This window comes from Sulfitobacter sp. (assembly GCF_036961165.1).
Lineage (GTDB): Bacteria > Pseudomonadota > Alphaproteobacteria > Rhodobacterales > Rhodobacteraceae > Sulfitobacter.
The window spans coordinates 1-25,119 of record NZ_JBALVJ010000054.1 but is presented as its reverse complement, the minus strand read 5'-3'; the positions used below and the strand labels follow the sequence as shown (position 1 = coordinate 25,119).

Genomic DNA, 25,119 nt, shown 5'->3' with positions numbered 1-25,119 from the left:
CCGCCTGCTGCGACAGTACTTTCCAAAGGGCACAGATTTGTCGATACATAGTCAAACAAAGCTGAGCGCCGTTGCAAGACAGCTCAACGAGCGACCACGTATGACGCTAGGATACGAAACTCCCGCAGAGCGTTTCAATGCATGTGTTGCGTCGATCAGTTGAGACCGCCACGCAAAGCGGACCTTGACCAAGGGCCGGTCTAGGGTAACATTTCCAATGTTCTAAGCTACCGCATACGTAAAGCGCCGTCCAAGCGGATGACTTCACCGTTCAGATACCCCATTTCAACAATGAACGCGGCCATGCGGGCGTATTCATTCGGATCGCCCAAGCGGGCAGGGTTCGGCACTTCGGCAGCAAGGCTGTCTTGGACTTCTTGCGGCAATCCCTTGAGCATGGGGGTGCCGAAAATGCCCGGTGCAATGGTCATCACGCGGATGCCGGACTGCGCCAGATCACGGGCCATCGGCAGGGTCATGCCCACGATGCCACCCTTAGAGGCGGCATAGGCTACCTGACCTTTTTGCCCGTCAAAGGCCGCGACAGAGGCAGTGTTGATGATCACGCCGCGCGCGCCGTCCGCTTCTGGCGCGTTCTTTGCCATGGCAGTCGCCGCGATGCGGGCGATGTTGAAGCTACCGGTTAGATTGATATCGATGGTTTTCTGAAAGGCGGACAGGGGGTGCGGCCCGTCGCGGCCCGTTGTCTTGATCCCCAGCGCAATGCCGGCGCAGTTCACCGCAACATTGAGCGCGCCCATGTGTTCTTGCGCTTGCGCGATAGCAGCCTCGACCGATGCTTCATCTGTCACGTCTGTTTCGATGAAATGGCCGCCGATTTCTGCGGCTACGGCTTTCCCACGCTCTGCGTCACGGTCAAGAAGAGTGGCTTTTGCGCCTTGAGCGGCAAAGTGACGGGCGGTGGCTTCGCCCAAACCGGATGCGCCTCCGGTGACGATCGCGGCGGTTTTGGACATCTGCATGGCAATGCTCCCTATTTGAACAGGCGTTCAGATAATCACGGCTTCGGGCGGCGCGCAAGGGGTGTCCAGCGCAGCCACGTACCGCCTGTGGGTATGGCGCGCGCACCCGCACGTCGTTTGAAGCGGTCAATCTGGGGCGTCGTTTCAGGGCCGAGGTCAAGGCGGGTGATGCCCCGGCGCGCCAGCGTGTCCATTGCGTGCCAAAGCAGCAGGTTATGCGCATGCGCAGTCCGTCCTGCATCGCTGCTGTGGCCGATGTGATAGGTCGCGCGGCTGCCATGGATCAGAAACAGCATATGCGCCACCGGATGGCCGCGCAGAAACGCGGTGAACAGGTGGGTCTTGTCAGGTGCTGCCTGCGCAAAGGCGGCGGTCAGCGCGCTTGGCCAGTTTTGGTAGCGGCGCGCGCGGGCTTGTTTAGCCTCAATCTCTAGCAGTGGATGATCTGGGATGAGCGGCCTTTCCAAAACGCGCAGCGGGCTTGCTTCGGCCTGTCCCAGTTGGTGACGCCATTTCTGGTGCAATGCCGAGCGGCGCGCATGTGATGGCTGCGACAGGTCCACTTCAAGCAATGTACGCGCGGGGCTGAGGGGCATGGCGCGGGGGATGGGGCCTTGCCGTTCAGGCGACAGAATCAGAGGCCGTCTGTGAAGACCCGCCTGCGCCAACTGGTGGGCTAAATCATTTGGCGGTGCTGCGCGCGGTAGCATCAGCACAGGAACCCCGGCAAGGCGACGGCTGAGCAGCATCAGGCCAGAGGGCAGTAAGACAGGGGATTGCCCGCAAAGCAGAAGGGCAGCGGCAAAGGCGCGGTCTTGCATCAGGGGATGATCAGACAGGGGCGGGCTTGTATCAAACATGCCCCGATCATGGGCGCGGGTTGGTTAAGGGGGGCTTAACCTCCTCAACCGAGTTTAGCCTAGCTGCACAAGCGCGTGGCGCTTTTTGCCTGCCGAAAGTTTGATGGGCGAGCCGAGCGCAGCCGTGTCCAAAATCATGCCCGCATCGGTCAGCGGCGCATCGTCAAGGCGCGCACCATTGTCTGCGATCAGGCGCTTGGCCTCTTTGCCAGACCCTGCGAGGCCGGATTTCACAAGCAGTTGCACAATGGAAATGCCGTCGCCCACGTCAGCGGCAGACAGTGTGAGCGTAGGTAGATCATCGCCCACGCCGCCTTTTTCAAAGACCTCGCGCGCGGTGGCCTCTGCTGCTACCGCAGCCTCTGCGCCGTGCAGCAAGCCCGTGACTTCGTTGGCCAGACGGATCTTGGCCTCGTTGATCTCGGAGCCTTCCAGCGCGCCAAGGCGCTCACACTCATCCACCGGTAGCTCTGTGTAGAGCTTCAGGAAGCGGCCCACGTCTGCGTCCGTGGTGTTGCGCCAGAACTGCCAGAACTCATAGGGCAATAGCATATCAGGGTTGAGCCAGATCGCGCCGGATTGGCTTTTACCCATCTTTTTGCCGTCTGACGTGGTCAGTAGCGGCGAGGTGAGGCCATAGACTTCGCCGTCAATCACGCGGCGGGTCAGGTCGATCCCGTTGACGATATTGCCCCATTGGTCGCTGCCACCCATTTGCAGGATGCAGCCATAGCGGCGGTGCAGCTCCATGAAATCATAGGCCTGCAGGATCATGTAGTTGAATTCGAGGAACGACAGCGACTGCTCGCGATCAAGGCGTGATTTCACGCTCTCGAAGCTCAACATCCGGTTGATGGAGAAATGGCGGCCAATGTCGCGTAGGAAGTCTAGGTAGTTCAGCTCGTCCAGCCATTCGGCGTTATTGATCATCATCGCGTCTGATGGGCCGTCACCGTAGGTGAGGTAGGCCGAGAACACTTTTTTGATACCGGCGATGTTGTCGTCAATCTGATCAGGCGTCAGCAGCGGACGCTCATCGGCGCGGAAAGACGGATCGCCCACCTTGGTCGTGCCGCCACCCATCAAGGTAATCGGCTTGCCGCCGGTTTTTTGTAGCCAGCGCAGCATCATGATCTGGATGAGGCTACCGACGTGCAGGGATTTGGCCGTGGCGTCAAAGCCGATGTAGCCCGGCTGCGCGCCCTTTAGCAGTGCTTCGTCCAGGCCTTGATAATCAGTGCAGTCGGCAAGGAAGCCACGCTCCATCATCACGGAGATGAATTCGGATTTGGGATGGTATGTCATGGCGCTTGCCCTCGGCTTTGATTGCAGGTCATCTATAGGGTGGGCAAGGCCAAAGGAAAAGGCAAGAAAATGAGCAAAGCCATCGCAAAGACAGGGGTTGTGACGGCGGCAGGGGCGATGTCGGGCACTTCGCTTGATGGAGTCGATGTGGCAGTGCTGCGCACGGACGGGCACAGCATCACCGCATTCGGGCGCAGCGCCTATCGCAGTTACACGCTGCAAGAGCGCTCGATGATCGCTGCGGGTTTTGGCCAATGGCAGGGGCCGAACGTCGAAGCCGCAGCACGGGTGGTAGAAGCGGCACATCTGGAGATTTTGGCGGACTTCGACCAAGTTGATCTGATCGGATTTCACGGGCAGACATTGGCCCATGCTCCGCGCGCGCAAGGCACCTTGCAGGTGGGCGATGGCGCTATGCTGGCCGAACGGCTTGGCGTGCCGGTGGTCTGGGATTTCCGCAGCGCCGATGTTGAACTGGGCGGCGAGGGCGCACCGCTGGCGCCTTTCTTTCATCATGCCTGTGCGCGCTACATTGGCACTGAGGAGCCTGTGGCGTTCCTCAATCTGGGCGGCGTGGGCAACCTCACATGGGTGGACCCCGCCGTGGCCGAGCCGCACTACGAGGGCGCCTTGCTGGCGTTTGATACAGGGCCGGCCAACGCGCCAGTCAACGATCTGATGCTGGAACGCCTCGGGCTGGCCTATGACAAGGACGGCGCTGTGGCACGCGGCGGGACAGTTGAAACGGGCGCGCTAGAGCTGTTTTTGGCCGAGCCGTATTTCGCGCGCATGCCACCCAAGTCTTTGGATAGAAACGACTTTGCCGAGATGATTGTGCTGGTGCGCGAATTGTCCGATGCCGACGCGGCTGCCACCTTGACGGCGATGTGCGCGGCTGGTGTGGCCGAAGCGATGCAGCATTGCCCCAGCCCGCCCTCACGGGTGCTGGTGACGGGTGGCGGCCGACAGAACCCAGTGTTGATGCAGATGCTTGCGGTGTCGCTGGATTGTCCGGTAATGCCGGTTGAAGAGGTCGGACTTGACGGAGATATGCTGGAGGCGCAGGCCTTTGCCTATCTTGCCGTACGCGTGGCGCGGGGAATGCCCACCAGTTGCGCAGGCACCACTGGTGTACGTGCAGCTGTGGGCGGTGGGACAGTTAGCGTGCCTGATGGTCACAGCACGAAAAGCGCCTAGCAGGCCGTGTCAGTAGCTAAGATATATTTCTGCGCGGCCCAGCTGCGTTGATGAATGCGCACGCAAACCGGATCGCCGACAGCTTGGTTCGGGCGCATGGCTTTGGTGTTGATCTGTGCTTCTGTGCCGTCGCGCAGGGTACATGCAGGGTCCACAGATCGGGGCCTGCGTCGGGCGATATGCTGGTCACGTCCGCAACAGTGGCTGGCTGTATCTCAACGCTGCGGGTGGCATTTTCGATGAACGCCAGACCTGCAAGTAGGGCAACGCCTGCGATGGCAATATTACGCTTTTGGCTCATGAGGGGATCTCCAAATCGGGGGCGAGGGTAAAGCCGTCAAAGGTAAAGCCCGGTGAGACGGTACAGCTTACCAAGGTAAAATCGCCTGTACTGCGGGCACGTTGCCAGTGGTTTTCCGGCACGATGATTTGCGGTGCGCCGCGTGTCAGGTCCGGCGTCAGAAGATGATCGCGGGCAGGGCCTGCCTCGGTCTCTGCCATGCCAAGGATCAGTGGCGCGCCGGAATGATAGAGCCAGATTTCAGTGGCATCCACACGGTGCCAATCGCTGCGCTCTCCAGCTTTGAGCAAAAAGTAGATGCAGGTGCCGGTTGGCCGCCCGTCGTTTTGCGCCACCCACGTCTGTCGATAATGTCCACCCTCGGGGTGCGGAGCAAGGTCTAGTCGCGCGATGATTTCATCCGCGGTCACAGGGTTGCCTCAAAGAATAGCAGATGCGGCAGGGCGGCAGCGGGAATGTCCTGATAGGGGCCGCGTTGGTCAAAGCCCATGGATGCATACAGCGCGCGTGCAGGACCAAGGCTGACCGATGTGTCCAGAACCACGCGGCTAAAGCCGTCTATACGTGCTTGGTCCACCAGCGCTGTCACAAGCTTGCGTGCGATGCCGTGGCCGCGTGCTTGCTGGGTGACATAAAGGCGCTTGATCTCGGAGGTGTCGGGAAAAAGCGCATGGCTCATGCCGCAGCCGACAGGCTGGCCGTCAAGCTCCGCCAGTAGGATGATGCCTTGGGGCCGCGCGTGCAGCGTCTCAAGGGTGTCAATCAGGGCGGTATACTTGGGGACGGGATAGAATGTCTCGGTCAGCTCTGCATCCACAGGGGATACCGATGACAGGTGGCTGCGATAGTCCCAGCAAAGCTCGCGCACGGCAGCCAGATCTTCGGGCGCAGTCGCAGGGCGGATCAGGGTGATTGTCATGCGGTGCTCCGGATATGTGTGATGTCTTCTCTTCCTCTGGAGAAATGCATTTTGGCCGCAGATGCAAGAGGCTGTTCGGCTCCCACGAAGGGGCCGCGCCCAGATTAATCTATGAGGCAAACACGGGTGATAATCTGAAAAATCCGTGAACCCAGTCGGTTCGCGCTGCGTTTGTGGACTGAAGCAATAAGGAGTTTAGACAATGAAAGCGAATATCCTGACACTCGCCGCATTGGTCGCGGCTGGCACCACCACCGCTGCGTCTGCAGAGCAACAATACTCTGCAGAGAACCTGATTTCCGCCGGTCAAATCGAAGACGGGGCGGTCTACCGACTTGAGGTAGCGCCTGATGATACAGTCTGGGCTAGCGGCGGTAGCTACACCACGGTTGATGCGAACTGGAACAAGGTTGGCGAAATCTCTGATGTGCTGTTGGACCAGAATGGCCAGATGATCGCGGTACTGGCTGAAATCGGTGGTTTTCTTGGAATTGGCGATCGGGACGTGATCCTGCCGCTTGAGAGCGTCCGCTTCGCCCAGGGCGACGACAAAACCTATAACTATGTCACCAACTTGACCGAGGAACAGCTGGAGAGCTTGCCCGAAGTTGGCGACGACATCTGGGATTGATCTTGGGTTTAAGCCGAAACAAGAAAGGGAGGGAAAAGCGCCCTCCCTTTTTTTGTTATTCTTAAATCCGTTCGCTTATTTCAGGATGCTGCGGCCTGCGTACTGAGCACTTTCGCCCAGTGCTTCCTCGATGCGGATCAGCTGGTTGTATTTCGCCAGTCTGTCAGAGCGCGCAAGGCTCCCGGTTTTGATCTGGCCGCAGTTTGTCGCCACAGCGAGGTCCGCAATGGTCGCGTCTTCCGTCTCACCGGAGCGGTGGGACATCACATTGGTGAAGCCCGCGCGGTGCGCCATATCAACGGCTTTCAGTGTTTCTGTCAGGGTGCCGATCTGATTGACCTTAACCAGCATGGAGTTGGCTGCCTTGCGGCTGATACCATCGGCCAGACGGGTAGGGTTGGTCACGAACAGGTCGTCGCCAACCAGCTGAACGCGGTCGCCAAGGGCTGCTGTCAGCGCGATCCAACCGTCCCAGTCGTCCTCGGACATGCCGTCTTCGATGCTGATGATGGGGTAATCATCTACCAGCGCTTTAAGGTAGGCGACATTTTCCTCTGAAGCCAGGGTTTTTCCTTCACCAGCAAGGACATAGGAGCCGTTCTTGTAGTATTCTGTCGCGGCGCAATCAAGGGCAAGGTAGATTTCCTCACCAGGCTTATAACCCGCTTTTTTGATGGATTTCATAATAAAATCAAGTGCGTCACGGGTGGAGCCAATGTTGGGTGCAAAGCCGCCCTCATCGCCGACGCCTGTGGCCAGACCTGCGGCGGAAAGCTCTTTTTTCAGGGTGTGGAACACTTCGGCGCCCATGCGTACGGCTTCGCGGATGTTCTCTGCCGCGACCGGCATGATCATGAATTCCTGAATGTCGATCGGGTTATCCGCATGCTCGCCACCGTTGATGATGTTCATCATTGGCACTGGCAACACGCGGGCAGAGGTGCCGCCCACGTAGCGATAAAGTGGCTGGGCGCAGAAATCAGCAGCGGCTTTGGCAGCGGCAAGCGACACGCCTAGGATGGCGTTAGCACCAAGACGCGATTTGTTGGGCGTGCCATCCAGCTCAATCATGGCTTCGTCCAGCTCGACCTGCTCGGTCGCGTCCATACCAACAAGCGCCTCGGCGATTTCGCCGTTCACGGCGGCACAGGCATCAAGAACACCCTTACCGAAGTAACGCGCAGCGTCGCCGTCACGCTTTTCTACCGCTTCATGCGCACCTGTGGAGGCACCCGAAGGCACGGCCGCGCGGCCCATTGTGCCGTCTTCGAGGATCACATCTACTTCAACCGTTGGGTTGCCCCGGCTGTCTAGGATTTCGCGGGCGTGGATGTCGATGATGGTGCTCATATGGGCATTCCTTCAAGCAATCAGTGAATTTGCGCCCGTCTTACCCCGCGTATTCAGGCTTGGGAAGGCTTTGCCGCCGCTTTGCGCCGCTGTTTGCGCTCACGTAGAATTGTATAGATGCCCGAACCCACAATAATCGCGCCGCCAAGCAGGGTGAAGGTATCTGGCCGCTCGCCAAAGACGCTGATGCCGATGATTATAGCGAAGATCAGACGCGAATAGCGGAACGGGCTGACAAAGCTGACCTCTCCCACGCGCATGGCGGCGACGATGCCGTAATAGGCAAACACACCGATGGTGATTGAGGCCACCATCAGCAGCACCAGCCGCGCGTTGAGTGGTGCGAATTCTTGACCTGTAACAGCCAGTAACGCCAGTCCGGCAGGGATAAGTACAAGAAACCCGAGAAAGCTCAACTGCATGGTCGACAAACTGGCAGAAACCTTGCGTGTCGCGATATCGCGCAGCGCCAGACCGAGCACGCCGCCTACAGCAAACAATGACAAGGGGGAGAACCCCTCAAGCCCGGGACGAATGATCATCAACACCCCCATGAAGCCGACGCTGATAGCCGCCCATCTGCGCCAACCCACGGTTTCCCCTAGAAACAGCGCCGCCCCCAGAGTGACAACAAGCGGTGTCGCCTGAAGAATGGCAGAGGCGGTCGAAAGTGGCGTAAAGACTATGGCGGAGATGAAGAATATCGTGCCGAAGATTTCTCCGATGCCGCGCAGCAGCACTGGACGGGCCAGCATCGAGCTCTCAAACAAAGGGCGGCGCTGCGCCATTATGATTACCGCAAAGACTGCAGCACCGCCAGTGCCCAGCAACGCGATGATTTGACCAACGGGCAATGCGTCGCCCATCAGTTTGATGAAGCTGTCCTCAATAGCAAACCCAAGCATGGCCATGACCATCAGGACCGCGCCGCGCAGATTGTCCATGCCTCAAACTTCCCCCAGTTTCGCGAAGGTGATGCGCTTTTCAGACTGGCTGTGCAAGGGGCTGGGTGGTAGCGATCTGATGATGAACAGATTTTTCGATAACTCGCCCATCGGGCGTACCTTGATCACGCTTGTCATTGCGGCGGCAGGGGCGGCGCTGGCTTACGCGTTGAACCTACCAGTCTACATGCTGACTGGACCTGCTATTGCGGTCAGCCTTGCAGGGCTTGTCGGTTTGCGCGTGCAGATTGATCCGCGTTTTCGCGATGTTTGTTTTGTGGTGCTGGGGCTGACAGTCGGTGCGGGCTTTAGCCATGAGGCTTTGGGCACCATGATCCGTTGGCCGGTCGCCTTTGCCGTAATATCACTGCTCACATGGGCCACAATGCTGGGGTGCCGCGCGGTGTTGGAGCGGGGCTTTGGGTTTGCCTGTAATACCGCGTTGCTGGCTGGCGCACCGGGGCATCTGAGCTTTGTCATCGCGATGGCTGAAAGCAGCGGGCGCGATGTCGTGCGCATTTCGGTCACGCAGTCGGTGCGGTTGTTGATGCTGACGCTGGTGGTGCCCTTTTTGGCGCTTGCTATGGGTGTGGATCTAAGCGGCGCGGTGACGCTCCAAGGCGTTGGCTGGCCGCTGTGGGTGCTTGGGGTGCTGGCTGTTCTGGCCGTGATCGCATCTCGGCTTCTGACCCTTTGGCGGGTACATGCACCTCTGTTGATCGGAGCAATGCTGGTCACAGGCGTGTGGCAATTGAGCGGTGTCGCACCCGGTGTGATGCCGCAGTGGCTGGCGCTGCCCGCCTATGTGGCGCTGGGGGCGTTGATCGGCACGCGGTTTTCCGGTATTTCTGCAGCGGACTTGCTGCGCAATCTGGCAGCGGGGTTGGCAATTACGGGTGTAGCTGTGGTTTTTGCAGGCATTGCTGCCGTACTGGTGGCAGTCGCGCTAGGGATGCCCGCCAGCCATGTTCTGCTGGCGTTCGCGCCGGGCGGGCTTGAGACGATGATCGCCATGGGCGTGGTGCTGGGGGTCGCGCCGGGATTTGTGGCAGCCTGCCACATCACCCGCCTGATGGTGCTCAGCGTGTTGCTGCCGGTGATGGCGCGGAAGCGTTAGTCTTTGAGCCGCACTAGCAGGCGTGCGCCCGCTTTCTCTGTCTCAAGCGTATTGATGTCGCGCACCAGCGCGCTGAGCTTGCTATGGCCATAGCTGCGCGTGTCAAAGTCTGGATGGGCTGCCTGAATGGTCTGACCGATCTGGCCTAGATTGAACCAGTCGTCGTCCTGTTCAAGCTTGGCCATTGCGGACTCAATCAGGGGCAGGGCGTCTGCGGCTTTGAGCGTGGTTTTACGCGGCGCTTCGCCCTCGTCAGTGCCTTCGAGGTTTTCGATAAAGATAAAGCGGTTCACAACGTTGCGCAGCGCTTCGGGTGTCTTTTTCTCACCGATGCCGATCACGTTCAGCCCGTCTTCGCGCAGCCGGTTTGCAAGGGCAGTGAAATCACTGTCAGAAGACACCAGCACAAAGCCGTCAAAGCGGCCGCCGTGCAGGATGTCCATCGCGTCAATCACCAGACCGATATCAGAGGCGTTCTTGCCCTTTGTGTTGGCAGTTTCCTGAACAGCCACAAGGCCAAGCGACAAAAGCTTTTCGTTCCATGATCTTAGGCGGTCACTGGACCAGTCTCCGTAAACACGACGCAACGCAGGTTCCCCGATCGATGTGATCTCACGCAGGATAGCTTGGGCATATTTTGCGGGCACATTGTCGGCGTCGATCAATACGGCAAGCAGAGGGCGGTCGCGGTCGGTGCGTGGCGGCATGACGGTTCCTTTCGGTGTTGCACGTTACATAGGACGCCGCGTCGCGGTTGACCATGGCCGTTGACTTATCCGCTGCAAACCCCCATGTAATGGTCAAGGCGAGCCTTCTGCCGCGTGAGCAGGCTGTGGATTTGATCCGCATACGCAAGGTCGCCCTTTGTTCCCAAAATCACGCGTGGGGCAGACGCATCCGGACAGGGGCTGGGCATTTGGCCCGCACCTGTGATCCGGTCATGCGCACCACGATGATAAGCGCGCGGGCAGGGCCCGCAGCGCGGAAAAAGAGATATAGATGAGCGATTTCGACATGATGGACCTGCCAAAGACGCTGACAAAGCGGCTTGCGGCAATGGGTCTGAACGAACCTACACCGATCCAGAAACAGGCGATCCCGCACGGGCTGAATGGCCGTGACGTGATGGGCTTGGCCCAGACCGGTACCGGCAAAACAGCCGCTTTCGGCATTCCACTGATTGCACAGATGTTGCAAATGGAAGGCCGCCCGAATCCAAAATCTGTGCGTGGCCTTGTGCTGGCACCCACGCGGGAACTGGCAACCCAGATCAGCGTAAACCTGCGCAGCTTTGCCGAAGGCACTGCGATCAAGGTGGCGATGGTTGTTGGCGGCCAGAACATCAACACACAGATCAAACGCCTACACCCCGGCGTGGATATTCTGGTGGCGACACCTGGCCGTCTGCTTGACCTGATGGATCGCCGCGCTGTGCGTCTGGACGAGGCGCGCTTTTTGGTCCTCGATGAAGCCGACCAGATGCTGGACATGGGCTTTATCCATGATCTGCGCAAGATTTCCCAAGTGATCCCGAAAGATCGCCAGACGTTCCTGTTTTCGGCCACGATGCCTAAGCTGATGAACGAGATTGCCAACAGCTATCTGCAAAGCCCCATCCGCATCGAAGTTTCGCCTCCGGGCAAGGCGGCGGATAAGGTGACGCAAGAAGTGCACTTCATCGCCAAGGCGGAGAAGAAGAACCTTCTGGTAGAGCTTTTGGCCAAACATATGGACGAACGCGCCCTGGTCTTTGGCCGGACCAAGCACGGCTGTGAAAAGCTGATGAAGGATCTGGTCAAGGCTGGTTTTAATGCGGCGTCGATCCACGGCAATAAATCCCAAGGTCAGCGCGACCGCGCAATCGAGGCCTTCAAAAAGGGTGAAATCACCGTGTTGGTGGCCACCGATGTGGCGGCACGCGGCCTTGATATCCCTGACGTGAAGCACGTCTATAACTACGAGCTGCCCAATGTGCCGGACAACTATGTCCACCGTATTGGCCGGACGGCACGTGCAGGCAAAGACGGTGCCGCGATTGCCTTCTGCGCACCCGACGAGATGGGTGAGCTGATTGATATCCAGAAAACCATGGGTATCCGTATCCCAGTGGCCTCAGGCCGTGTGTGGGAAACCCATGAAATCCCCGCCAAGCCAAAGCAGCAAGGGCGCGGTGGCCGAGGTCGTAGTGGCGGCGGTGGCGGCGGCGGTGGTGGCGGGCGTCCACAAGGTGGTGGTCGGCCCCAAGGTGCTGCGGGCGCTGCCAAGCCTGCGGCAGCTGGTGCCAAGCCCGGCGGCGCACGTCGTCGGCGGCGCAGTGGTGGCGGTGGCGACAGTTCAGTAGCCTAAGCCCTCTTCATAATAGAAAAAGGCGCCCCGAGATGCGCCTTTTTTGTTGATGTCAGCAAGGTGAGCGGTTTGGCTCAGGTATAGAGCGAAGCCACACCAAGCTCTGCATGGATATCATTTACCTGTGCAGGCTGAAGGCCGTAAGCGCTGGCCAGCTTGTGCAGATATTGCGCTTCGTCCTGTGTATCCAGATCAATGGCGACGACGCTCATGGCATAGACTTGCTGGCCCATTCCGTCAGGTGTGTTTGCCACCAGACCGTCGATGTCGACAGGGGCTTTCAGCTGTGCCTGAACAAATGCGGCTTCTTCAGCATCTACATCGCCTAACTGGTCCAGCAGCTTTTCTTTTTCCGCATCGTCAAACGTACCGTCTGACTTTGCAGCCTGAATCATCGCCGCCAGCATCAGCGCGGCAGCAGCTTCCTGATCTTGCGATGGCTCAATCGCTGGCTCTGGTGTTTGGTCGAACTAGGAGTTCAGCACCGCGCCAAAGCTCTGGTTGTTTTGCGCAGTGGCTTTCGCCACAGCACCACCAAGACCGCCAAGCAGTCCGCCGGCACCTGCTGCTCCGGCCAGACCGCCCAAGAGACCGCCCAAACCGCCCTGAGAGCCGCCACCGCCTTGAGCGCCGCCCAAGCTTTCGAGCAGACCGCCCAAACCACCGCTACCCGTGCTGCCGCCTGCAGTACCGCCGCCCAAAAGACCGCCCAAGCCGCCTGCCTGGCTTGTCCCGCCGCGTTGACCGTTCTTCAGCATGGCGCTTGCGCCTTTTGCTACAGCAACACCTATGGCCACTTTGGCCAATGTTTTCATAAGGCTCATCTGTAAGGCCCCCCTTGAGTGAATCATACGTGCCTTATTCTTGCATATATTGGTGCACTGGTGTGCGGGAAAAACATCGCTGAGGGGCGCATTGACAATTCCATGCCGGTCGGCGCTGTTGGCGGGATGGTACGCAAGACTCATATGGACGCCTTCGGCGCGGCGGCCTTGACGGCCTTTGCTTTGCATCTGGCATTCAATCAGGTTGTGATCAAAGTGACGGGCGGCGGGTTCAGCCCGGTGTTTGCCGCAGGCTTGCGATCTGCGGGCGCAGTCGTTGTTTTGCTGTTGTGGATGTATCTGCGCGGTGTGTCATTCCGTATGCCGCGCGCGGTTCTGCCTTGGGCCTTTTTATCCGGTATTCTGTTCGCGATAGAATTCATTTGCCTTTACAACGCGTTGGATCTTACCACGGTAAGTCGGTCTTCGGTGATTTTCTATTCCATGCCGCTGTGGCTGGCGTTGGCCAGTACGGTGCTGCTGCCGGATGAGCAGCTGACCCGCCGCAAGGCGTTGGGACTTGCGTTGGCTTTTGGTGGTGTCGTTCTGGCGTTGTCAGACCGTTCCGGTGTCGAGGTTAGCTGGACCGGCGATCTATTGGCGCTGTTTTCAGCACTGTGCTGGGGTGGGATTGCGCTGCTGGTGCGGGTAACCCCTCTGTCCGAAGTGCCACCCGCACAGCAGTTGATTTCGCAGGTGCTCGTGTCCGCGCCGATCCTGCTGTTGCTGGCACCACTGTTCGGTCCGCTGTTACGTGACGTGCAGGCAATTCACCTATGGGGCATGGCCTTCCAGATCATCGCCGTGGCCAGCCTTGGGTTTTTGGCGTGGTTCTGGTTGATGAAACAATATCCTGCCAATTCCGTGGCATCGTTCAGCTTCATCTCGCCCGTGGCTTCTGTCTTGATGGGCTGGTTGCTGCTGGGAGAGCAGATCGCCCCCTCAATCTGGGGGGCGCTGGTGTTGGTGGCCGTCGGAATCACCCTGATCAACCGCCGACCGCGCGAGAGTTAGGTCCCGCAGAAGGTGGCGGGTACGATCTCAGACGGGGCGGGCGGTTTGGCCAAATCCATATCGGTCGGAGTGTAAGGCGTGGCGAGCGCTGTCATCAGCCGCTCAAACGGGGCGAGATCACCTGCAACGGCGGCTTTGATCATCTGCTCCATCCGGTGATTGCGTGGGATCACGGCAGGATTGGCTGAGTTCATAATTGCTCGCGGATCGGGCTCGTTACTGATGCGCGCCAGATGCTGTTGCGACCAAGCTTGATATGCATCGCGGTCGGTGAACCGGTCCTGCGCGCTGCCCCCCGACAATGCGTGGAAAGTATTAGTGAAATCGGCACCATCTTTCTGCATGAGGTCTAGAAAGGACTGGATCAATTCGGCGTCTTTTACCTGCGGCTTAGCGATCCCGATCTTGGCGGCGAAACGGCGTAGCCATGCGTCCTCGATCTGTTCGGGCATGGCGTGGATGATCGCTGTCGCTTCCTCAAGGGCGGCGTCCTTGTCCTCGAACAACTGGATCAGGGCGGTCGCAAGCTGGGCCATGTTGAACATCAGCATGTTGGGCTGGTTGCCGTAGGCATAGCGCGCCTGTCGGTCGATGGAGGAGAACGCGCGGCCCATGTGGAAGTCATCCATGAACGCGCAGGGGCCATAATCAATCGTTTCGCCTGAAATGGTGCAATTGTCAGTGTTCATCACCCCGTGGATGAAGCCGACAGACATCCAAGCCGCCACCAGCTCTGCCTGTTTTTCACAGACGCCCCGCAGCAGGTCCATCGGGCCTGTGGCCCCCGGAAAATGGCGGGCGATCGCGTAGTCGGTGAGGGTTTGCAGCTCTGCCGGCTGGCCGCGATGGGCGAATACCTCGAAAGTGCCAACGCGCAGGTGGCTGGAGGCTACGCGGGTCAATACAGCACCGGGCAACATGCCTTCCTCGCGCAGGATATCTTCGCCTGTTGCGACGGCAGCCAGCGCGCGAGTGGTAGGAATGCCAAGCGCATGCATAGCCTCCGAGATTACATATTCACGCAAGACTGGCCCCAACCACGCGCGCCCGTCACCGCCGCGTGAATAAGGAGTGCGGCCTGAACCTTTTAGTTGAACGTCGCGCCGCAAGCCTTTGGTATCAATTACTTCTCCGAGAAGTATCGCGCGCCCGTCACCCAATTGCTGATTGAAGTTCCCGAACTGATGCCCCGCATATAGCTGGGCTAGTGGTTCGGCGCCTTGGGGTATTTTATTACCGCTAAATACGCGCGATACTTCGGCAATATCATCAACTTCAATTCCCAACACCTTGGCGAGATACTTGTTGAATGCCAACAGCTTGGGCGCCTTAACTGATGTTGGCGACAGCTTTGTGTAAAAAGCATCGGGTAGGGCGGCATAGCTGTTGTCGAAGGGAATGTGCATGGCGTGGCTTTCTTATAGGCGTTTGGACATGAACATATAGTTCTCGCGTGGTGTAAATCCCGCACGGCGGTAGAGTTTCAGGGCCGCAGCGTTGTCTTTGTTCACCTCAAGGTGAATCGAACGCAGACCTGCGCCAGCCAGTGCGCGCGGCAGGGCAATCAGTGCCTCAGACGCAATGCCGCGTCCGCGCACGCCAGACCGCACGTAGAGCTCATCTACGATGCCATCCAAACCGCCGAACTCGACCGACCAGCCGAAAGTGATGACGATATAACCAATCGGCGAGCGCGGCGGACCGATGAGGTAGGCGCAGCCATGAGGAACGCCAGAAAGCAGTGGTAATACACCAGCCTCACGCGATTCCGCCGTTGATTTTATCCCCGCTTCTTCGTGGAAGGCAGCCACCAACGGCAAGATCTTGTCCAGATGATCCGGACCGGCAAGGGTAAGTGCCGCGCTCACAGGCGGGCCAGCCTTTCGGTGAGCAGCGAGAAGAAGCCGTCAGCGTCCAATTCACCCATGAAGGTCGCATTCGGCTCGCGGCCCGACACGCTCCACCAGTCGGCCACGGTCATGCCCATGGTCAGTTCAGAGGTGGTTTCGATCTCGACGTTGATGTGGCGGCCTGTGAAAAGGTCGGGCTGGATCATGTAGGCCGTCACGCACGGATCATGCAGTGGCGCACCGGCGGAGCCGTATTTCTCTTTGTCGAACCGCTCAAAGAAGTCGGTCATCTCGGCCACGGCGATACCGATAGGCGTGCCAAGCGCGCGGAAGGCATCGTTGCGGGCCCGCGTGACCAGTGCCTTGTGCGTCACATCAAGCGGCATCACTACAATAGGAGCGCCACATCTGAACACGATATCAGCAGCTTGTGGGTCGACGTAAAAGTTGAACTCAGCCGCGGGCGTGATGTTGCCACCCTCAAAATAACCGCCGCCCATCAGCACGATCTTGGCGATACGCGAGGCGATATCAGGCGCTTTTTGCAGCGCGGTTGCGATGTTGGTGAGCGGGCCGAGCGGGCACAGGGTCACAGTGCCGGGGGCGTATGTGCGCAGCTGGTCGATGATGAAGTCCACCGCGTGACCTTCGGCCATCGGCATTGTTGGCTCGGGCAGCGTGGGGCCGTTGAGACCGGTTTTGCCGTGTACATGCTCTGCTGTGACCAGTTCACGGCCCAGTGGGCGGTCGCAGCCTTCATAGATAGCGACGTCAGTGCGGCCTGCCAGTTCGCACACGATGCGGGCGTTTTTAGTGGTCAGCGCCAGCGGCACGTTGCCCGCAACGCAGGTAATGCCCAGAACCTCTATTTCTTCTGGGCTCGCAAGGGCCAGTAAGATGGCCACGGCATCATCCTGTCCGGGGTCTGTATCAATAATTATTTTACGCGGTGGCATAGGGATATTCCTTGGGACGGTGTTTTGCGCACCCTTGCAAGGTGCAAGCGTCTTGTCCAGCCGTGAGGCGGTGCTTGCGCAAGGGGGCGCTGATTAGATAAGCCTGTTCGCATGAAGCAAGGCAAGCCCCTTTACGTGCATCTTGGTGCACACCGTACGGGCACATCATCCTTCCAGATGATGCTGGCTAAAAACCGCGATCTGCTGTCACACGCCGGTTACGACGTCGCCTATCCGGGGCGGGATGATATTCCGCATGGGGATTTGGGGCTCCGGCTGCCTACGCCACGCACGGCGGATCAATGGGAGCGCAGGTATGTACCGGCTTGTGCGGAGGGATTACAACGCTGCGCCACTGAAACCAGCCATGCGATGATCCTGTCGGAAGAGAATATTCCGGGCCGGATGATTCATTTTGCGTCAGGCGAGTTCTATCCTGCCGCCGAAGCGCGGCTGCGGACGTTGGCTGCCGCTGCAGGTGCACCCGTTCTGCGGGCCGTATTGGTGGTCCGGAATTATACCGATTTGTTCGTTTCTTCGTATCGCAAGCGGGCAGAGGATAACTACGCTGATCCCTTTAATGCCGGACGGCAGAATATGGTGCGAATGGCGGAGGGGTGGCCCGATCTGGTGCGGCTGATCCTTCAACACCTCAAGGTGCAGGAACTGCTGGTGATCGACTACGGCCGCCGTGGGCGCAGCGTGGACATGCTGGGGATGTTGGTGCCGGACTTGGCTGCGCTGCCGCTGCAAGAGCCTGCACGGCGATTGAACTTGTCCGCGACAGATGCGGCGCTGGTTGCGCTGCAGGAGCGTTACCAAAATGGTAAGACGTTGGAGCGTGAGGCGTGGCAGGAGATCATCGCCGAGCACCGTGACGACAAGGTCTCGCGCGGCGTGTCTGAATTTACCAAGCGGCAAACACGCATTCTCGAAGGCCGGTACCAAGAGCATCTGGACGAAATTGAAAAGATGCGCGCAGTGATGCTTTTACGCTAGGGTTTGGCGGCCTTTTCGTCGGCTTTTACAGCGTCCCAAAGAGCATCCATTTCAGCCAGATCACTTTGCTCCGGTGTTTTGCCAATCTCGCGCAGTTTTTCCTCAACCACAGCAAAGCGGCGGGTGAATTTGGCGTTGGCAGCACGTAGGGCGGCCTCTGGCTCGATACCCAGATGCCGACCCAGATTGGCCATGACAAACATCAGGTCGCCAAATTCTTCGAATTGCTCTTCGGATGACAACTCATCGCGCGCCTCGACAAGCTCTGCCGCTTCTTCGCTGATTTTGGCGATCACGTCACCTGTGTCGGGCCAGTCAAAGCCCACGCGGGCAGCGCGTTTTTGCAGTTTGTACGCGCGCAAAAGGGCAGGCAGGCCCACCGCCACGCCATCCAACGCGCCTTTTTGCGCCTTGTCGGCACGCTCGGCCGCTTTGATGGCTTCCCAATCGGCTGTTTGCTGTTCGGCGGATTTCTCGCGGCTTTCGTCGCCAAAAACATGCGGATGGCGTGCGACCATCTTGTTGGAGATATTGCGCACAACGGATTGGAACGAAAACAGCCCGCGCTCTTCGCCCATGGCGGTGTGGTAGACCGATTGCAGCAACAGATCGCCCAGTTCTCCCTCTAGCTCGGCCCAGTCGCGGCGCTCGATCGCGTCCGCGACCTCGTGGGCTTCCTCAATAGTGTAGGGCGCGATGGTGTCAAAATCCTGCTCGATGTCCCACGGACAACCGGATTGCGGATCACGCAGGCGGCGCATGATTTCAAGCAAGCGTTCAATGCCGGCGTTTTCGTCATTTATGATGTCATTATTCGGCTCTGGGGGCATTGCGGGTCCTCTCTGCGTGGTGTCAGATAAGGACAACCACAGACAGGAGTCCACCCATGCCCATCATCAACCGGATTGCCGATTTTGCAGAAGACATGACTGCATGGCGCCAGCATCTGCACACCATTCCCGAGCTGGGCTTTGACTGCCCCAAGACAGCTGCGTTTATCAAGGAGCGCTTGCAGGAATTCGGTGTGGACGAGATTCACGACGGTATTGCGCAATCGGGTATCGTTGCGATAATCAATGGTAAGGGGGCGGGGCGTACGGTTGGTCTGCGCGCTGACTTCGATGCGCTGCCAATCGAGGAAGAGACAGGCGTGGCGTATGTCTCGACCCATCCGGGAAAAATGCACGCTTGCGGGCATGACGGGCATACAACCATGCTGCTGGGGGCTGCGCGCTATCTGGTGGAAACGCGTAACTTTTCGGGCCGTGTGGCGCTGATCTTTCAGCCAGCCGAAGAAGACGGTGGTGGCGCGCAGGTGATGTGTCAGGAAGGCATGATGGACCGCTTTGACATCGCCGAAGTCTACGGCATCCACAACTTCCCTGGATCGGAATTCGGAGCATTCTACACCACGCCGGGTCCGATCATGGCGGCGGTGGACAGCTTTACCATCACGATCAAAGGCCGTGGCGGCCACGGTGCGATGCCGCACGAGACTGCCGATCCGGTGGTTGCGGCCTGTGGCATGGTGCAGGCGATCCAGACAATTGTGAGCCGCAACACCCACTCTGCGCAGGAAAAAGTGATCTCTGTCACGCAAATCCATACCGGCAGCGCCAGCAATATCATCCCTGATACAGCGATGATCAATGGCACCGTGCGCACCTTTGACAAGGCGACTCAGGAAACCATCCACCGCCGCATGAAAGAGATCGTGGCAGGCCAAGCGGCAAGCTATGGGGTGGAGGCCGATCTTGACTATGAGGTGGGCTATCCCGCGACGCTGAACACACCAGAACAGACAGAGTTCGCGGCATCCGTTGCGCGCGCTGTGGTGGGCGATGCCAAAGTAGACGCTAACTTTGCCAAGGTCGCGGGCTCAGAGGATTTCGCCTATATGCTCGAAGAGCGTCCGGGGGCGTATTTATTCCTTGGCGCGGGTGAGGGCGCAGGACTGCACCATCCCAAATACAACTTCAACGATGAGGTCGCCCCCATTGGCGCGTCCTTCTTTGTGCAGCTGGTCGAACAAATGCAACCGGCGGCCAAATAAATGGGGCTGGAGGATGCAAAGACACAAGTAGATCAAGCCTTCACGCGCGATGATCTGAAGGGGCAAAGCTTTGAGAACGCCTTTGGCGGGGCGACGTCGTTCTTGCGGCGGCGATACACCAAGGACCTGACAGGTGTGGATATCGCGATCACAGGCGTGCCGTTCGATCAGGCAGTGACCAACCGGACAGGCACGCGGCTGGGTCCGCGCGCGATCCGCGAAGCGAGCAGCCTGCAGCCCTATGATCCGCCTTATAGGTGGGACTTTGACGTGATGAGCGAGCGGGCCATCATCGACTATGGCGATCTGGCCTTTGACTATGCGCGGGTATCGGAGTTTCCGGCAACCCTGACGCGGCATATCAAAGGGATACTGGATGCAGGCGTGGCCAGCGTTGCCTTAGGCGGGGACCACTACATCAGCTTCCCGATCCTCAAGGCCTATGCCGAAAAGTTCGGCCCGATGAGCTTGCTGCATTTTGATGCGCACAGCGACACATGGGCCGATGATGATATGGAGCGGATCGACCACGGCACCATGTTCTATAAGGCGATCAAACTGGGCTATGTGGACCCTGCAACCTCGGTGCAGGTGGGTATCAGGACCTATAACGAAGACACGATGGGCGTGACGACGATTGACGCCCGCGAAGTGCACGAGCGCGGCACAGCGGCAGCGGTCGAGACGATCAAGGGCGTGCTGGGTGACAACCCTGTGTATTTGACCTTTGACATTGACGCGCTTGACCCTGCCTTTGCGCCGGGCACCGGTACGCCTGTTTGGGGTGGGCTGACCAGTTGGCAGGCCGCGGCAATGCTGCGCGATCTGGCGGGTATCAATATTCGCGGTGGGGATATCGTTGAGGTATCGCCACCTTTTGACACAACAGGCGCCACCGCCATTGCAGGCGCACATGTGGCCACAGAGATATGCTGCCTTCTGGGCGCAAGGATGCGCAAGACATGAATGAAAAGAACCAACCCATCGGCGGCAATGAGCTCGCGCGGTTTTCCGGTCCCAATACGTTTATGCGGCTACCGGCCGTCAATGACCTCAAAGGGCTTGATGTGGCGGTGCTGGGCATTCCTATGGACATCGGAACATCATGGCGTTCCGGTACGCGGTTTGGCCCCAAGCAGATCCGCGCCGAAAGCGCGATGCTGCGGCCCTATAACCTTGCAACAGGGGCGGCGCCCTTTGACAGTTTTCAGGTGGCTGACATAGGTGATCTGGGGATCAACACGTTCTCCCTGAGCAAAAGTTTGAAAATTATTCAAGATAGTTACGACCAGATTCTCATGTCGGATGCGATACCCATAGCGATGGGCGGGGACCACTCGATCACCCTGCCAATCCTGCGCGCTATCGCCAAGCGGCACGGGCCAGTCGCGTTGATCCATATCGATGCCCACGCAGATGTGAATGACGAGATGTTCGGCGAGAAAGAGACCCACGGCACAGTTTTCCGCCGCGCCTATGAAGAGGGGCTGATACGTCCCGAGAAGACCTATCAGATTGGTATTCGCGGCACGGGCTATGCCAGCACCGATTTCTCCGAAGCAGTGGACTGGGGTTTTCAGCAATGGCCGGCCGAAGAACTCTGGCATCGCAGTCTGGCGCAATTGTCGGGCGAAATTCGCCGCGATATCGGTGACACGCCGACTTACGTGACTTACGACATCGACAGCCTTGATCCCGCCTACGCGCCCGGTACCGGCACGCCAGAGATTGGCGGGCTGACCACGCCGCAGGCGCTGGAGCTGATCCGCGGGCTGAAAGGGCTCAATATTGTGGGCTGTGATCTGGTGGAAGTGTCTCCGCCCTACGATACGTCAGGGAACACAGCGCTGACTGCCGCGAATTTGCTTTATGAGCTGTTGTGCGTGCTGCCCGGAGTTGCATACAGGTAGGATGTCCCCCGGGTGGGGCAATCATTGGAATTTGGAACAGGTGCGCAGGATGATTTGGGTAATTTTGCTTTTGGCGATTGTGGCTGGGCTGGCGTTTATCAGACTGGCGCCTTCGGATGTGTCACGCTGGCACCGTCCAATCGGAGATGCTGAAAGCACGGATGGCGAAGGCTGGTCCGCACGGGTGGTTCAAGCCACGCCGGGGATGCTGTCGGATCTGCATCAGGGCATGCTTTCTCTGTCGCGCACCGACCTGCTTGCCGGTGGTGTGGGCGAGGGACGTCTGACCTATATCACCCGCTCCAAATGGATTGGATTTCCCGATTATACCACGATCGAACAGGAAGACGGCCAGATCAAACTTTACGGGCGTTTGCGGTTTGGAAAATCAGACCTTGGGGTGAACGGCAAACGTTTGGACGGGCTGTTGAAGCGTATTCGCGCCAAACGGGGTGATGGGAAGACCTAGCCCAGAGCTAAGGCACCCTTCCTGCGTTTCGCGCCACATGGGAACGTTCAGCGACATCTGGCATTGCGCCATAAACATGCGCCCGTCGACTTGTAAGCAGATCGTCTCGCCCAGCTCGATGCGGGCACCGCCGCTGTCGGTACAGTAGCAATCAATCGTGCGGCCCTGTGGCGTGAGGATATCGCCGTGAGCGGCAAAAGGGACGAGCACAAAGATAATAGCAAAGCGCATCATAGAGCCAATATAGCATAGCGCGGGCCTTGACCAAAGCGGTTTGATCGGTCACTTCCAACTCCATGATACCGATGGACCGCCTTGCCCAGATCACCGCCCGTTTCGAATACCTCGAAGCGGCTATGTCCACTGCGGGTGGGGATATTTCCAAACTGGCCAAAGAATACAGCGATCTACGGCCCGTGGTGGAAGAGATCGCTTCCTACCGCGTGATGCTTGAAAACCTCGACGGCGCGCGTGAGATGTTGGGCGATCCTGACATGAAGGAATTGGCCCGAGACGAGATTGCCGAGATCGAGCATGCCTTGCCCGAGGCCGAGGCAAAGCTGCAGCTGGCGCTGTTGCCCAAAGATGCGGCCGACGCGCGGCCCGCCATGCTTGAAATTCGTCCCGGCACAGGCGGCGACGAGGCCGCACTGTTCGCGGCTGACCTTTTGCGCATGTACCAACGCTATTGCGAAGCGCGTGGCTGGAAATTTGACATGATCGAAGAACAGAACACCGAGCTTGGCGGGATCAAGGAAGTGGTGGCGCATATCACCGGCGAAAACGTTTTTGCCCGCCTGAAATACGAGAGCGGCGTGCACCGTGTGCAGCGTGTGCCCAGCACCGAGAGCCAGGGCCGTGTGCATACCTCTGCCGCGACGGTTGCCGTGTTGCCCGAGGCCGAAGATGTCGACATCCAGATTGCGCCCAATGACATCCGCATTGATACCTACCGCAGTTCTGGCGCGGGCGGTCAGCACGTGAACACCACGGATTCTGCCGTGCGCATCACCCACATTCCCAGCGGCATCGTTGTTACCAGCTCGGAAAAATCCCAACACCGCAACCGCGAGATCGCGATGCAGGTGCTTAAGACGCGTCTTTATGATGCCGAACGCCAGCGGATTGATACGGAACGCTCTGACAGTCGGGCAAGCCAAGTGGGCAGCGGCGACCGCTCAGAGCGGATTCGCACCTATAACTTCCCGCAGGGGCGGATGACGGACCACCGCATCAACCTCACGCTCTATAAACTCGATGCCGTCATGCAGGGCGATCTGGATGAGATCGTGGATGCGCTGACCGCGCACGCACAGGCCAAACTGCTGGCGGAGATAGGGCAGTGACCACGGCAGCGGTTGCGATGGCCACAGCCACGGCGCGGCTGCGTGCGGCAGGTGTGCCTGACCCCGCACGCGATGCGCGGCTGCTTTTGGCCCATGCCGCGTCAGTTGATGCCGCGCGGGTGACCCTGATTGCCCCCGAAGAGATCGCACCAGAAATATCGGAACGCTACGAGCAGCTTATTTCGCTGCGAGTTGTGCGGGTGCCAGTGTCCCATCTGATCGGCGAACGGGCCTTTTACGGTCGTGGTTTCAAAATCAGCAATGAAGTGCTGGACCCACGCCCTGAAACCGAAAGCCTGATCGAAGCAGCATTGGCCGCCCCGTTCGAACGGGTGCTGGACCTTGGAACCGGATCAGGCTGTATTCTTGTGACCCTACTGGCCGAACGGCAAAGCGCCACGGGGGTCGGCGTCGATCTGTCCGAAAACGCCTGTCTGCAAGCCAGTGACAATGCCGTGTTGCACGGAGTGGCGGGGCGCGCGGAAATCCTGCAATCGGACTGGTTTGCCGCAGTAGAGGGGCGCTTTGATCTGATCGTGAGCAATCCACCGTACCTCGCGCAGGACGAAATGCGCGATATCGCGCCGGAACTTGCGCTCTATGAGCCGGCGATGGCGCTGACCGATGGGGCGGACGGGCTAAGCGTTTATCGCCTGATCGCAGAGCGTGCCCAAGGCTATTTGACGGCGCAGGGACATGTCATGGTCGAAATCGGCTGGCAGCAGGGGGCTGACGTACGCACGATCTTTAGCGCCGCTGGTTGGGCCAATGTGGTGATTCTTCCTGATCTGGATGGTCGTGACCGTGTCGTTTGTGCCCAAAACCCTGCATAACTCCACATTTGGTGCTTTTTCGCCTTGCTCCTAGGGGGTAGAGAAGGGTAAGGATGAATTGTTGCAGCGGTGAATGCTCCTTGCAGTCCCGTGCGGCGTTAAGCCCAACATCTCTCCGTGCCGACAGGGTGCGCATTGCGCGCCAACGGTCTGACCGAATAACAGCACTAAAGGCTGACTTCCCCTATGAAACCTCAAAGATCGCGCTCGCGTAACAATAAGAACCGCAACCGGAATTCCGGAAGTCAGGGTGGCAATGTCGTCAACCGTGTGTTCGACAGCTCTGGTCCCGAAGGGAAAGTGCGCGGCACCCCCAGTCAGGTGATTGAGAAATATAACCAGCTTGCCCGTGACGCGCAGCTCAGCAATGACCGCGTCGCGATGGAGAACTTCCAGCAGCACGCAGAACATTACCTGCGGCTATTGAGCGAGGCGCAAAAAGAAGTCGACGCCAAGCGCGAAGAGCAAGAGCGTCAGAACCGCGAACGCCAAGCAGAGCGTGACCGCGAACGTCAGGAACGTGAAGCTGCACAGCAACAGCAACAAAATCAACAGCAGCAGCCTACCGAAGCAGACCCTTCGGAACAGCCGCAGCCGCAGCAGCAAGTATCCGAACCTGAGGCCGAAGAGGCCAGTAATCTGGTGGACACACCAGAAAGCAAACCCGAGCCAAAGCCGAAGACCCGCCGCGCCCCACGGCGTAAACCCAAGCCCAAAGAGGACGCTTCCGACGCCCCTAAGGCTGAAGGCGGCGATCATCCGGAAGCGGCAGAATAAATCAAAAAAGGCCTCGCAAAAGCGGGGCCTTTTTTGCATTAGAGCGGTCTGAGCTTCGCGTTTCGACCGTGCTGATCAAAGGTTGAAGTGGTCCTGCTTTTTGGGACAGTTTTGCGGCTTGGCTAAGATGCATCT

At 58.8% G+C, this 25,119-nt stretch carries 29 protein-coding genes and 1 pseudogene; 14 read left to right on the top strand and 16 right to left on the bottom strand.

Annotation, left to right across the window (positions count from 1 at the left end; all coding sequences use genetic code 11):
• Positions 1 to 163 (top strand): annotated as a pseudogene (locus tag V7730_RS17360) (IS30 family transposase); the annotation flags it as partial.
• A gap of 64 nt (positions 164 to 227) precedes the next feature.
• Here V7730_RS17360 and V7730_RS17355 read toward each other — a convergent pair.
• From V7730_RS17355 to tyrS, 3 genes are read right to left on the bottom strand one after another with little or no spacing between them, the layout of a single operon-like run.
• Complete coding sequence (locus tag V7730_RS17355) at positions 228 to 983, bottom strand: 3-hydroxyacyl-CoA dehydrogenase (protein WP_335748852.1); 756 nt, start codon at positions 981 to 983, stop codon at positions 228 to 230.
• Between the two features lie 35 nt (positions 984 to 1,018).
• Positions 1,019 to 1,843 (bottom strand): GNAT family N-acetyltransferase, encoded by an 825-nt coding sequence (locus V7730_RS17350; RefSeq protein WP_335748851.1) that lies wholly within the window; start codon positions 1,841 to 1,843, stop codon positions 1,019 to 1,021.
• A gap of 54 nt (positions 1,844 to 1,897) precedes the next feature.
• On the bottom strand, positions 1,898 to 3,148 hold the full coding sequence (tyrS, locus tag V7730_RS17345; RefSeq protein ID WP_335748850.1) for a tyrosine--tRNA ligase: 1,251 nt from the start codon (positions 3,146 to 3,148) through the stop codon (positions 1,898 to 1,900).
• Positions 3,149 to 3,217: 69 nt separating this feature from the next.
• On the opposite strand from tyrS, the gene V7730_RS17340 reads away from it, so the two are divergent.
• The gene (locus tag V7730_RS17340) at positions 3,218 to 4,345 is read left to right on the top strand and encodes an anhydro-N-acetylmuramic acid kinase (protein WP_335748849.1); all 1,128 of its coding nucleotides are present in this window, start codon (positions 3,218 to 3,220) and stop codon (positions 4,343 to 4,345) included.
• A gap of 16 nt (positions 4,346 to 4,361) precedes the next feature.
• On the opposite strand, the gene V7730_RS17335 is transcribed toward V7730_RS17340, so the two are convergent.
• Genes V7730_RS17335 through V7730_RS17325 form a run of 3 tightly spaced genes read right to left on the bottom strand, consistent with a single transcriptional unit; the run spans position 4,362 to position 5,565 of the window.
• Positions 4,362 to 4,646: a hypothetical protein gene (locus tag V7730_RS17335; protein WP_335748848.1), complete on the bottom strand. Its 285-nt coding sequence runs from the start codon at positions 4,644 to 4,646 to the stop codon at positions 4,362 to 4,364.
• Complete coding sequence (locus V7730_RS17330; protein ID WP_335748847.1) at positions 4,643 to 5,056, bottom strand: cupin domain-containing protein; 414 nt, start codon at positions 5,054 to 5,056, stop codon at positions 4,643 to 4,645. Before V7730_RS17330 ends, V7730_RS17335 begins: the two co-directional genes overlap by 4 nt.
• Positions 5,053 to 5,565 carry a GNAT family N-acetyltransferase gene (locus V7730_RS17325; protein WP_335748846.1) on the bottom strand — a complete coding sequence of 171 codons (513 nt, stop codon included), beginning with the start codon at positions 5,563 to 5,565 and terminating at the stop codon, positions 5,053 to 5,055. Before V7730_RS17325 ends, V7730_RS17330 begins: the two co-directional genes overlap by 4 nt.
• 202 nt (positions 5,566 to 5,767) lie before the next feature.
• On the opposite strand from V7730_RS17325, the gene V7730_RS17320 reads away from it, so the two are divergent.
• On the top strand, positions 5,768 to 6,196 hold the full coding sequence (locus V7730_RS17320; protein WP_335748845.1) for a PRC-barrel domain-containing protein: 429 nt from the start codon (positions 5,768 to 5,770) through the stop codon (positions 6,194 to 6,196).
• A 75-nt stretch (positions 6,197 to 6,271) separates the two neighbouring features.
• Here V7730_RS17320 and eno read toward each other — a convergent pair whose 3' ends face one another.
• A complete protein-coding gene (gene eno / locus V7730_RS17315; protein ID WP_335748844.1) occupies positions 6,272 to 7,546 on the bottom strand; it encodes a phosphopyruvate hydratase in 1,275 nt (424 codons plus the stop codon).
• Between the two features lie 53 nt (positions 7,547 to 7,599).
• Entirely contained in the window at positions 7,600 to 8,490 is an 891-nt protein-coding gene (locus V7730_RS17310; RefSeq protein WP_335748843.1) for a DMT family transporter, read from the bottom strand.
• Positions 8,491 to 8,521: 31 nt separating this feature from the next.
• On the opposite strand from V7730_RS17310, the gene V7730_RS17305 reads away from it, so the two are divergent.
• Entirely contained in the window at positions 8,522 to 9,607 is a 1,086-nt protein-coding gene (locus V7730_RS17305) for an AbrB family transcriptional regulator (RefSeq protein WP_335748842.1), read from the top strand.
• On the opposite strand, the gene V7730_RS17300 is transcribed toward V7730_RS17305, so the two are convergent.
• On the bottom strand, positions 9,604 to 10,314 hold the full coding sequence (locus V7730_RS17300; RefSeq protein WP_335748841.1) for an NYN domain-containing protein: 711 nt from the start codon (positions 10,312 to 10,314) through the stop codon (positions 9,604 to 9,606). The two genes, V7730_RS17305 and V7730_RS17300, sit on opposite strands and share 4 nt — an antisense overlap.
• 292 nt (positions 10,315 to 10,606) lie before the next feature.
• Between V7730_RS17300 and V7730_RS17295 the strand changes: the two genes are divergently transcribed.
• On the top strand, positions 10,607 to 11,953 hold the full coding sequence (locus V7730_RS17295) for a DEAD/DEAH box helicase (RefSeq protein WP_335748840.1): 1,347 nt from the start codon (positions 10,607 to 10,609) through the stop codon (positions 11,951 to 11,953).
• Between the two features lie 74 nt (positions 11,954 to 12,027).
• Here the strand turns inward: V7730_RS17295 and V7730_RS17290 are convergent, their stop codons facing one another.
• Positions 12,028 to 12,399, bottom strand: coding sequence for a tellurite resistance TerB family protein (locus V7730_RS17290; protein WP_335748855.1), 372 nt, complete (start codon positions 12,397 to 12,399; stop codon positions 12,028 to 12,030).
• A gap of 24 nt (positions 12,400 to 12,423) precedes the next feature.
• Positions 12,424 to 12,777 carry a hypothetical protein gene (locus V7730_RS17285; protein ID WP_335748839.1) on the bottom strand — a complete coding sequence of 118 codons (354 nt, stop codon included), beginning with the start codon at positions 12,775 to 12,777 and terminating at the stop codon, positions 12,424 to 12,426.
• Between the two features lie 126 nt (positions 12,778 to 12,903).
• Between V7730_RS17285 and V7730_RS17280 the strand changes: the two genes are divergently transcribed.
• Positions 12,904 to 13,791: a DMT family transporter gene (locus tag V7730_RS17280; RefSeq protein ID WP_335748854.1), complete on the top strand. Its 888-nt coding sequence runs from the start codon at positions 12,904 to 12,906 to the stop codon at positions 13,789 to 13,791.
• On the opposite strand, the gene V7730_RS17275 is transcribed toward V7730_RS17280, so the two are convergent.
• Genes V7730_RS17275 through V7730_RS17265 form a run of 3 tightly spaced genes read right to left on the bottom strand, consistent with a single transcriptional unit; the run spans position 13,788 to position 16,597 of the window.
• Complete coding sequence (locus tag V7730_RS17275; RefSeq protein WP_335748838.1) at positions 13,788 to 15,197, bottom strand: protein adenylyltransferase SelO; 1,410 nt, start codon at positions 15,195 to 15,197, stop codon at positions 13,788 to 13,790. The two genes, V7730_RS17280 and V7730_RS17275, sit on opposite strands and share 4 nt — an antisense overlap.
• A 12-nt stretch (positions 15,198 to 15,209) precedes the next feature.
• Entirely contained in the window at positions 15,210 to 15,659 is a 450-nt protein-coding gene (locus V7730_RS17270) for a GNAT family N-acetyltransferase (RefSeq protein ID WP_335748837.1), read from the bottom strand.
• On the bottom strand, positions 15,656 to 16,597 hold the full coding sequence (locus V7730_RS17265) for a nucleoside hydrolase (RefSeq protein ID WP_335748836.1): 942 nt from the start codon (positions 16,595 to 16,597) through the stop codon (positions 15,656 to 15,658). Before V7730_RS17265 ends, V7730_RS17270 begins: the two co-directional genes overlap by 4 nt.
• Before the next feature lie 111 nt (positions 16,598 to 16,708).
• On the opposite strand from V7730_RS17265, the gene V7730_RS17260 reads away from it, so the two are divergent.
• Positions 16,709 to 17,596 (top strand): hypothetical protein, encoded by an 888-nt coding sequence (locus V7730_RS17260; RefSeq protein WP_335748835.1) that lies wholly within the window; start codon positions 16,709 to 16,711, stop codon positions 17,594 to 17,596.
• Here the strand turns inward: V7730_RS17260 and mazG are convergent.
• Positions 17,593 to 18,426: a nucleoside triphosphate pyrophosphohydrolase gene (gene mazG / locus V7730_RS17255; protein WP_335748834.1), complete on the bottom strand. Its 834-nt coding sequence runs from the start codon at positions 18,424 to 18,426 to the stop codon at positions 17,593 to 17,595. The two genes, V7730_RS17260 and mazG, sit on opposite strands and share 4 nt — an antisense overlap.
• 56 nt (positions 18,427 to 18,482) lie before the next feature.
• On the opposite strand from mazG, the gene V7730_RS17250 reads away from it, so the two are divergent.
• From V7730_RS17250 to V7730_RS17235, 4 genes are read left to right on the top strand one after another with little or no spacing between them, the layout of a single operon-like run.
• A complete protein-coding gene (locus tag V7730_RS17250) occupies positions 18,483 to 19,649 on the top strand; it encodes a M20 aminoacylase family protein (RefSeq protein ID WP_335748833.1) in 1,167 nt (388 codons plus the stop codon).
• Entirely contained in the window at positions 19,650 to 20,615 is a 966-nt protein-coding gene (speB, locus tag V7730_RS17245) for an agmatinase (protein WP_335748832.1), read from the top strand. It begins immediately after the preceding gene.
• A complete protein-coding gene (gene speB, locus V7730_RS17240) occupies positions 20,612 to 21,559 on the top strand; it encodes an agmatinase (RefSeq protein ID WP_335748831.1) in 948 nt (315 codons plus the stop codon). The genes speB (V7730_RS17245) and speB (V7730_RS17240) overlap by 4 nt, the downstream gene beginning before the upstream one ends.
• A gap of 49 nt (positions 21,560 to 21,608) precedes the next feature.
• Positions 21,609 to 22,028 (top strand): DUF1499 domain-containing protein, encoded by a 420-nt coding sequence (locus V7730_RS17235; protein WP_335748830.1) that lies wholly within the window; start codon positions 21,609 to 21,611, stop codon positions 22,026 to 22,028.
• Here V7730_RS17235 and V7730_RS17230 read toward each other — a convergent pair.
• Positions 21,948 to 22,259 (bottom strand): hypothetical protein, encoded by a 312-nt coding sequence (locus V7730_RS17230; protein WP_443070236.1) that lies wholly within the window; start codon positions 22,257 to 22,259, stop codon positions 21,948 to 21,950. The two genes, V7730_RS17235 and V7730_RS17230, sit on opposite strands and share 81 nt — an antisense overlap.
• A 65-nt stretch (positions 22,260 to 22,324) precedes the next feature.
• Between V7730_RS17230 and prfA the strand changes: the two genes are divergently transcribed.
• The 3 genes from prfA to V7730_RS17215 all read left to right on the top strand — a co-directional run bounded on the left by prfA (position 22,325) and on the right by V7730_RS17215 (position 24,984).
• A complete protein-coding gene (prfA, locus tag V7730_RS17225; protein ID WP_335748828.1) occupies positions 22,325 to 23,374 on the top strand; it encodes a peptide chain release factor 1 in 1,050 nt (349 codons plus the stop codon).
• Between the two features lie 17 nt (positions 23,375 to 23,391).
• Positions 23,392 to 24,207: a peptide chain release factor N(5)-glutamine methyltransferase gene (gene prmC / locus V7730_RS17220; protein ID WP_335748853.1), complete on the top strand. Its 816-nt coding sequence runs from the start codon at positions 23,392 to 23,394 to the stop codon at positions 24,205 to 24,207.
• Between the two features lie 186 nt (positions 24,208 to 24,393).
• The gene (locus V7730_RS17215; RefSeq protein WP_335748827.1) at positions 24,394 to 24,984 is read left to right on the top strand and encodes a DUF4167 domain-containing protein; all 591 of its coding nucleotides are present in this window, start codon (positions 24,394 to 24,396) and stop codon (positions 24,982 to 24,984) included.
• Positions 24,985 to 25,119 lie beyond the last annotated feature (135 nt).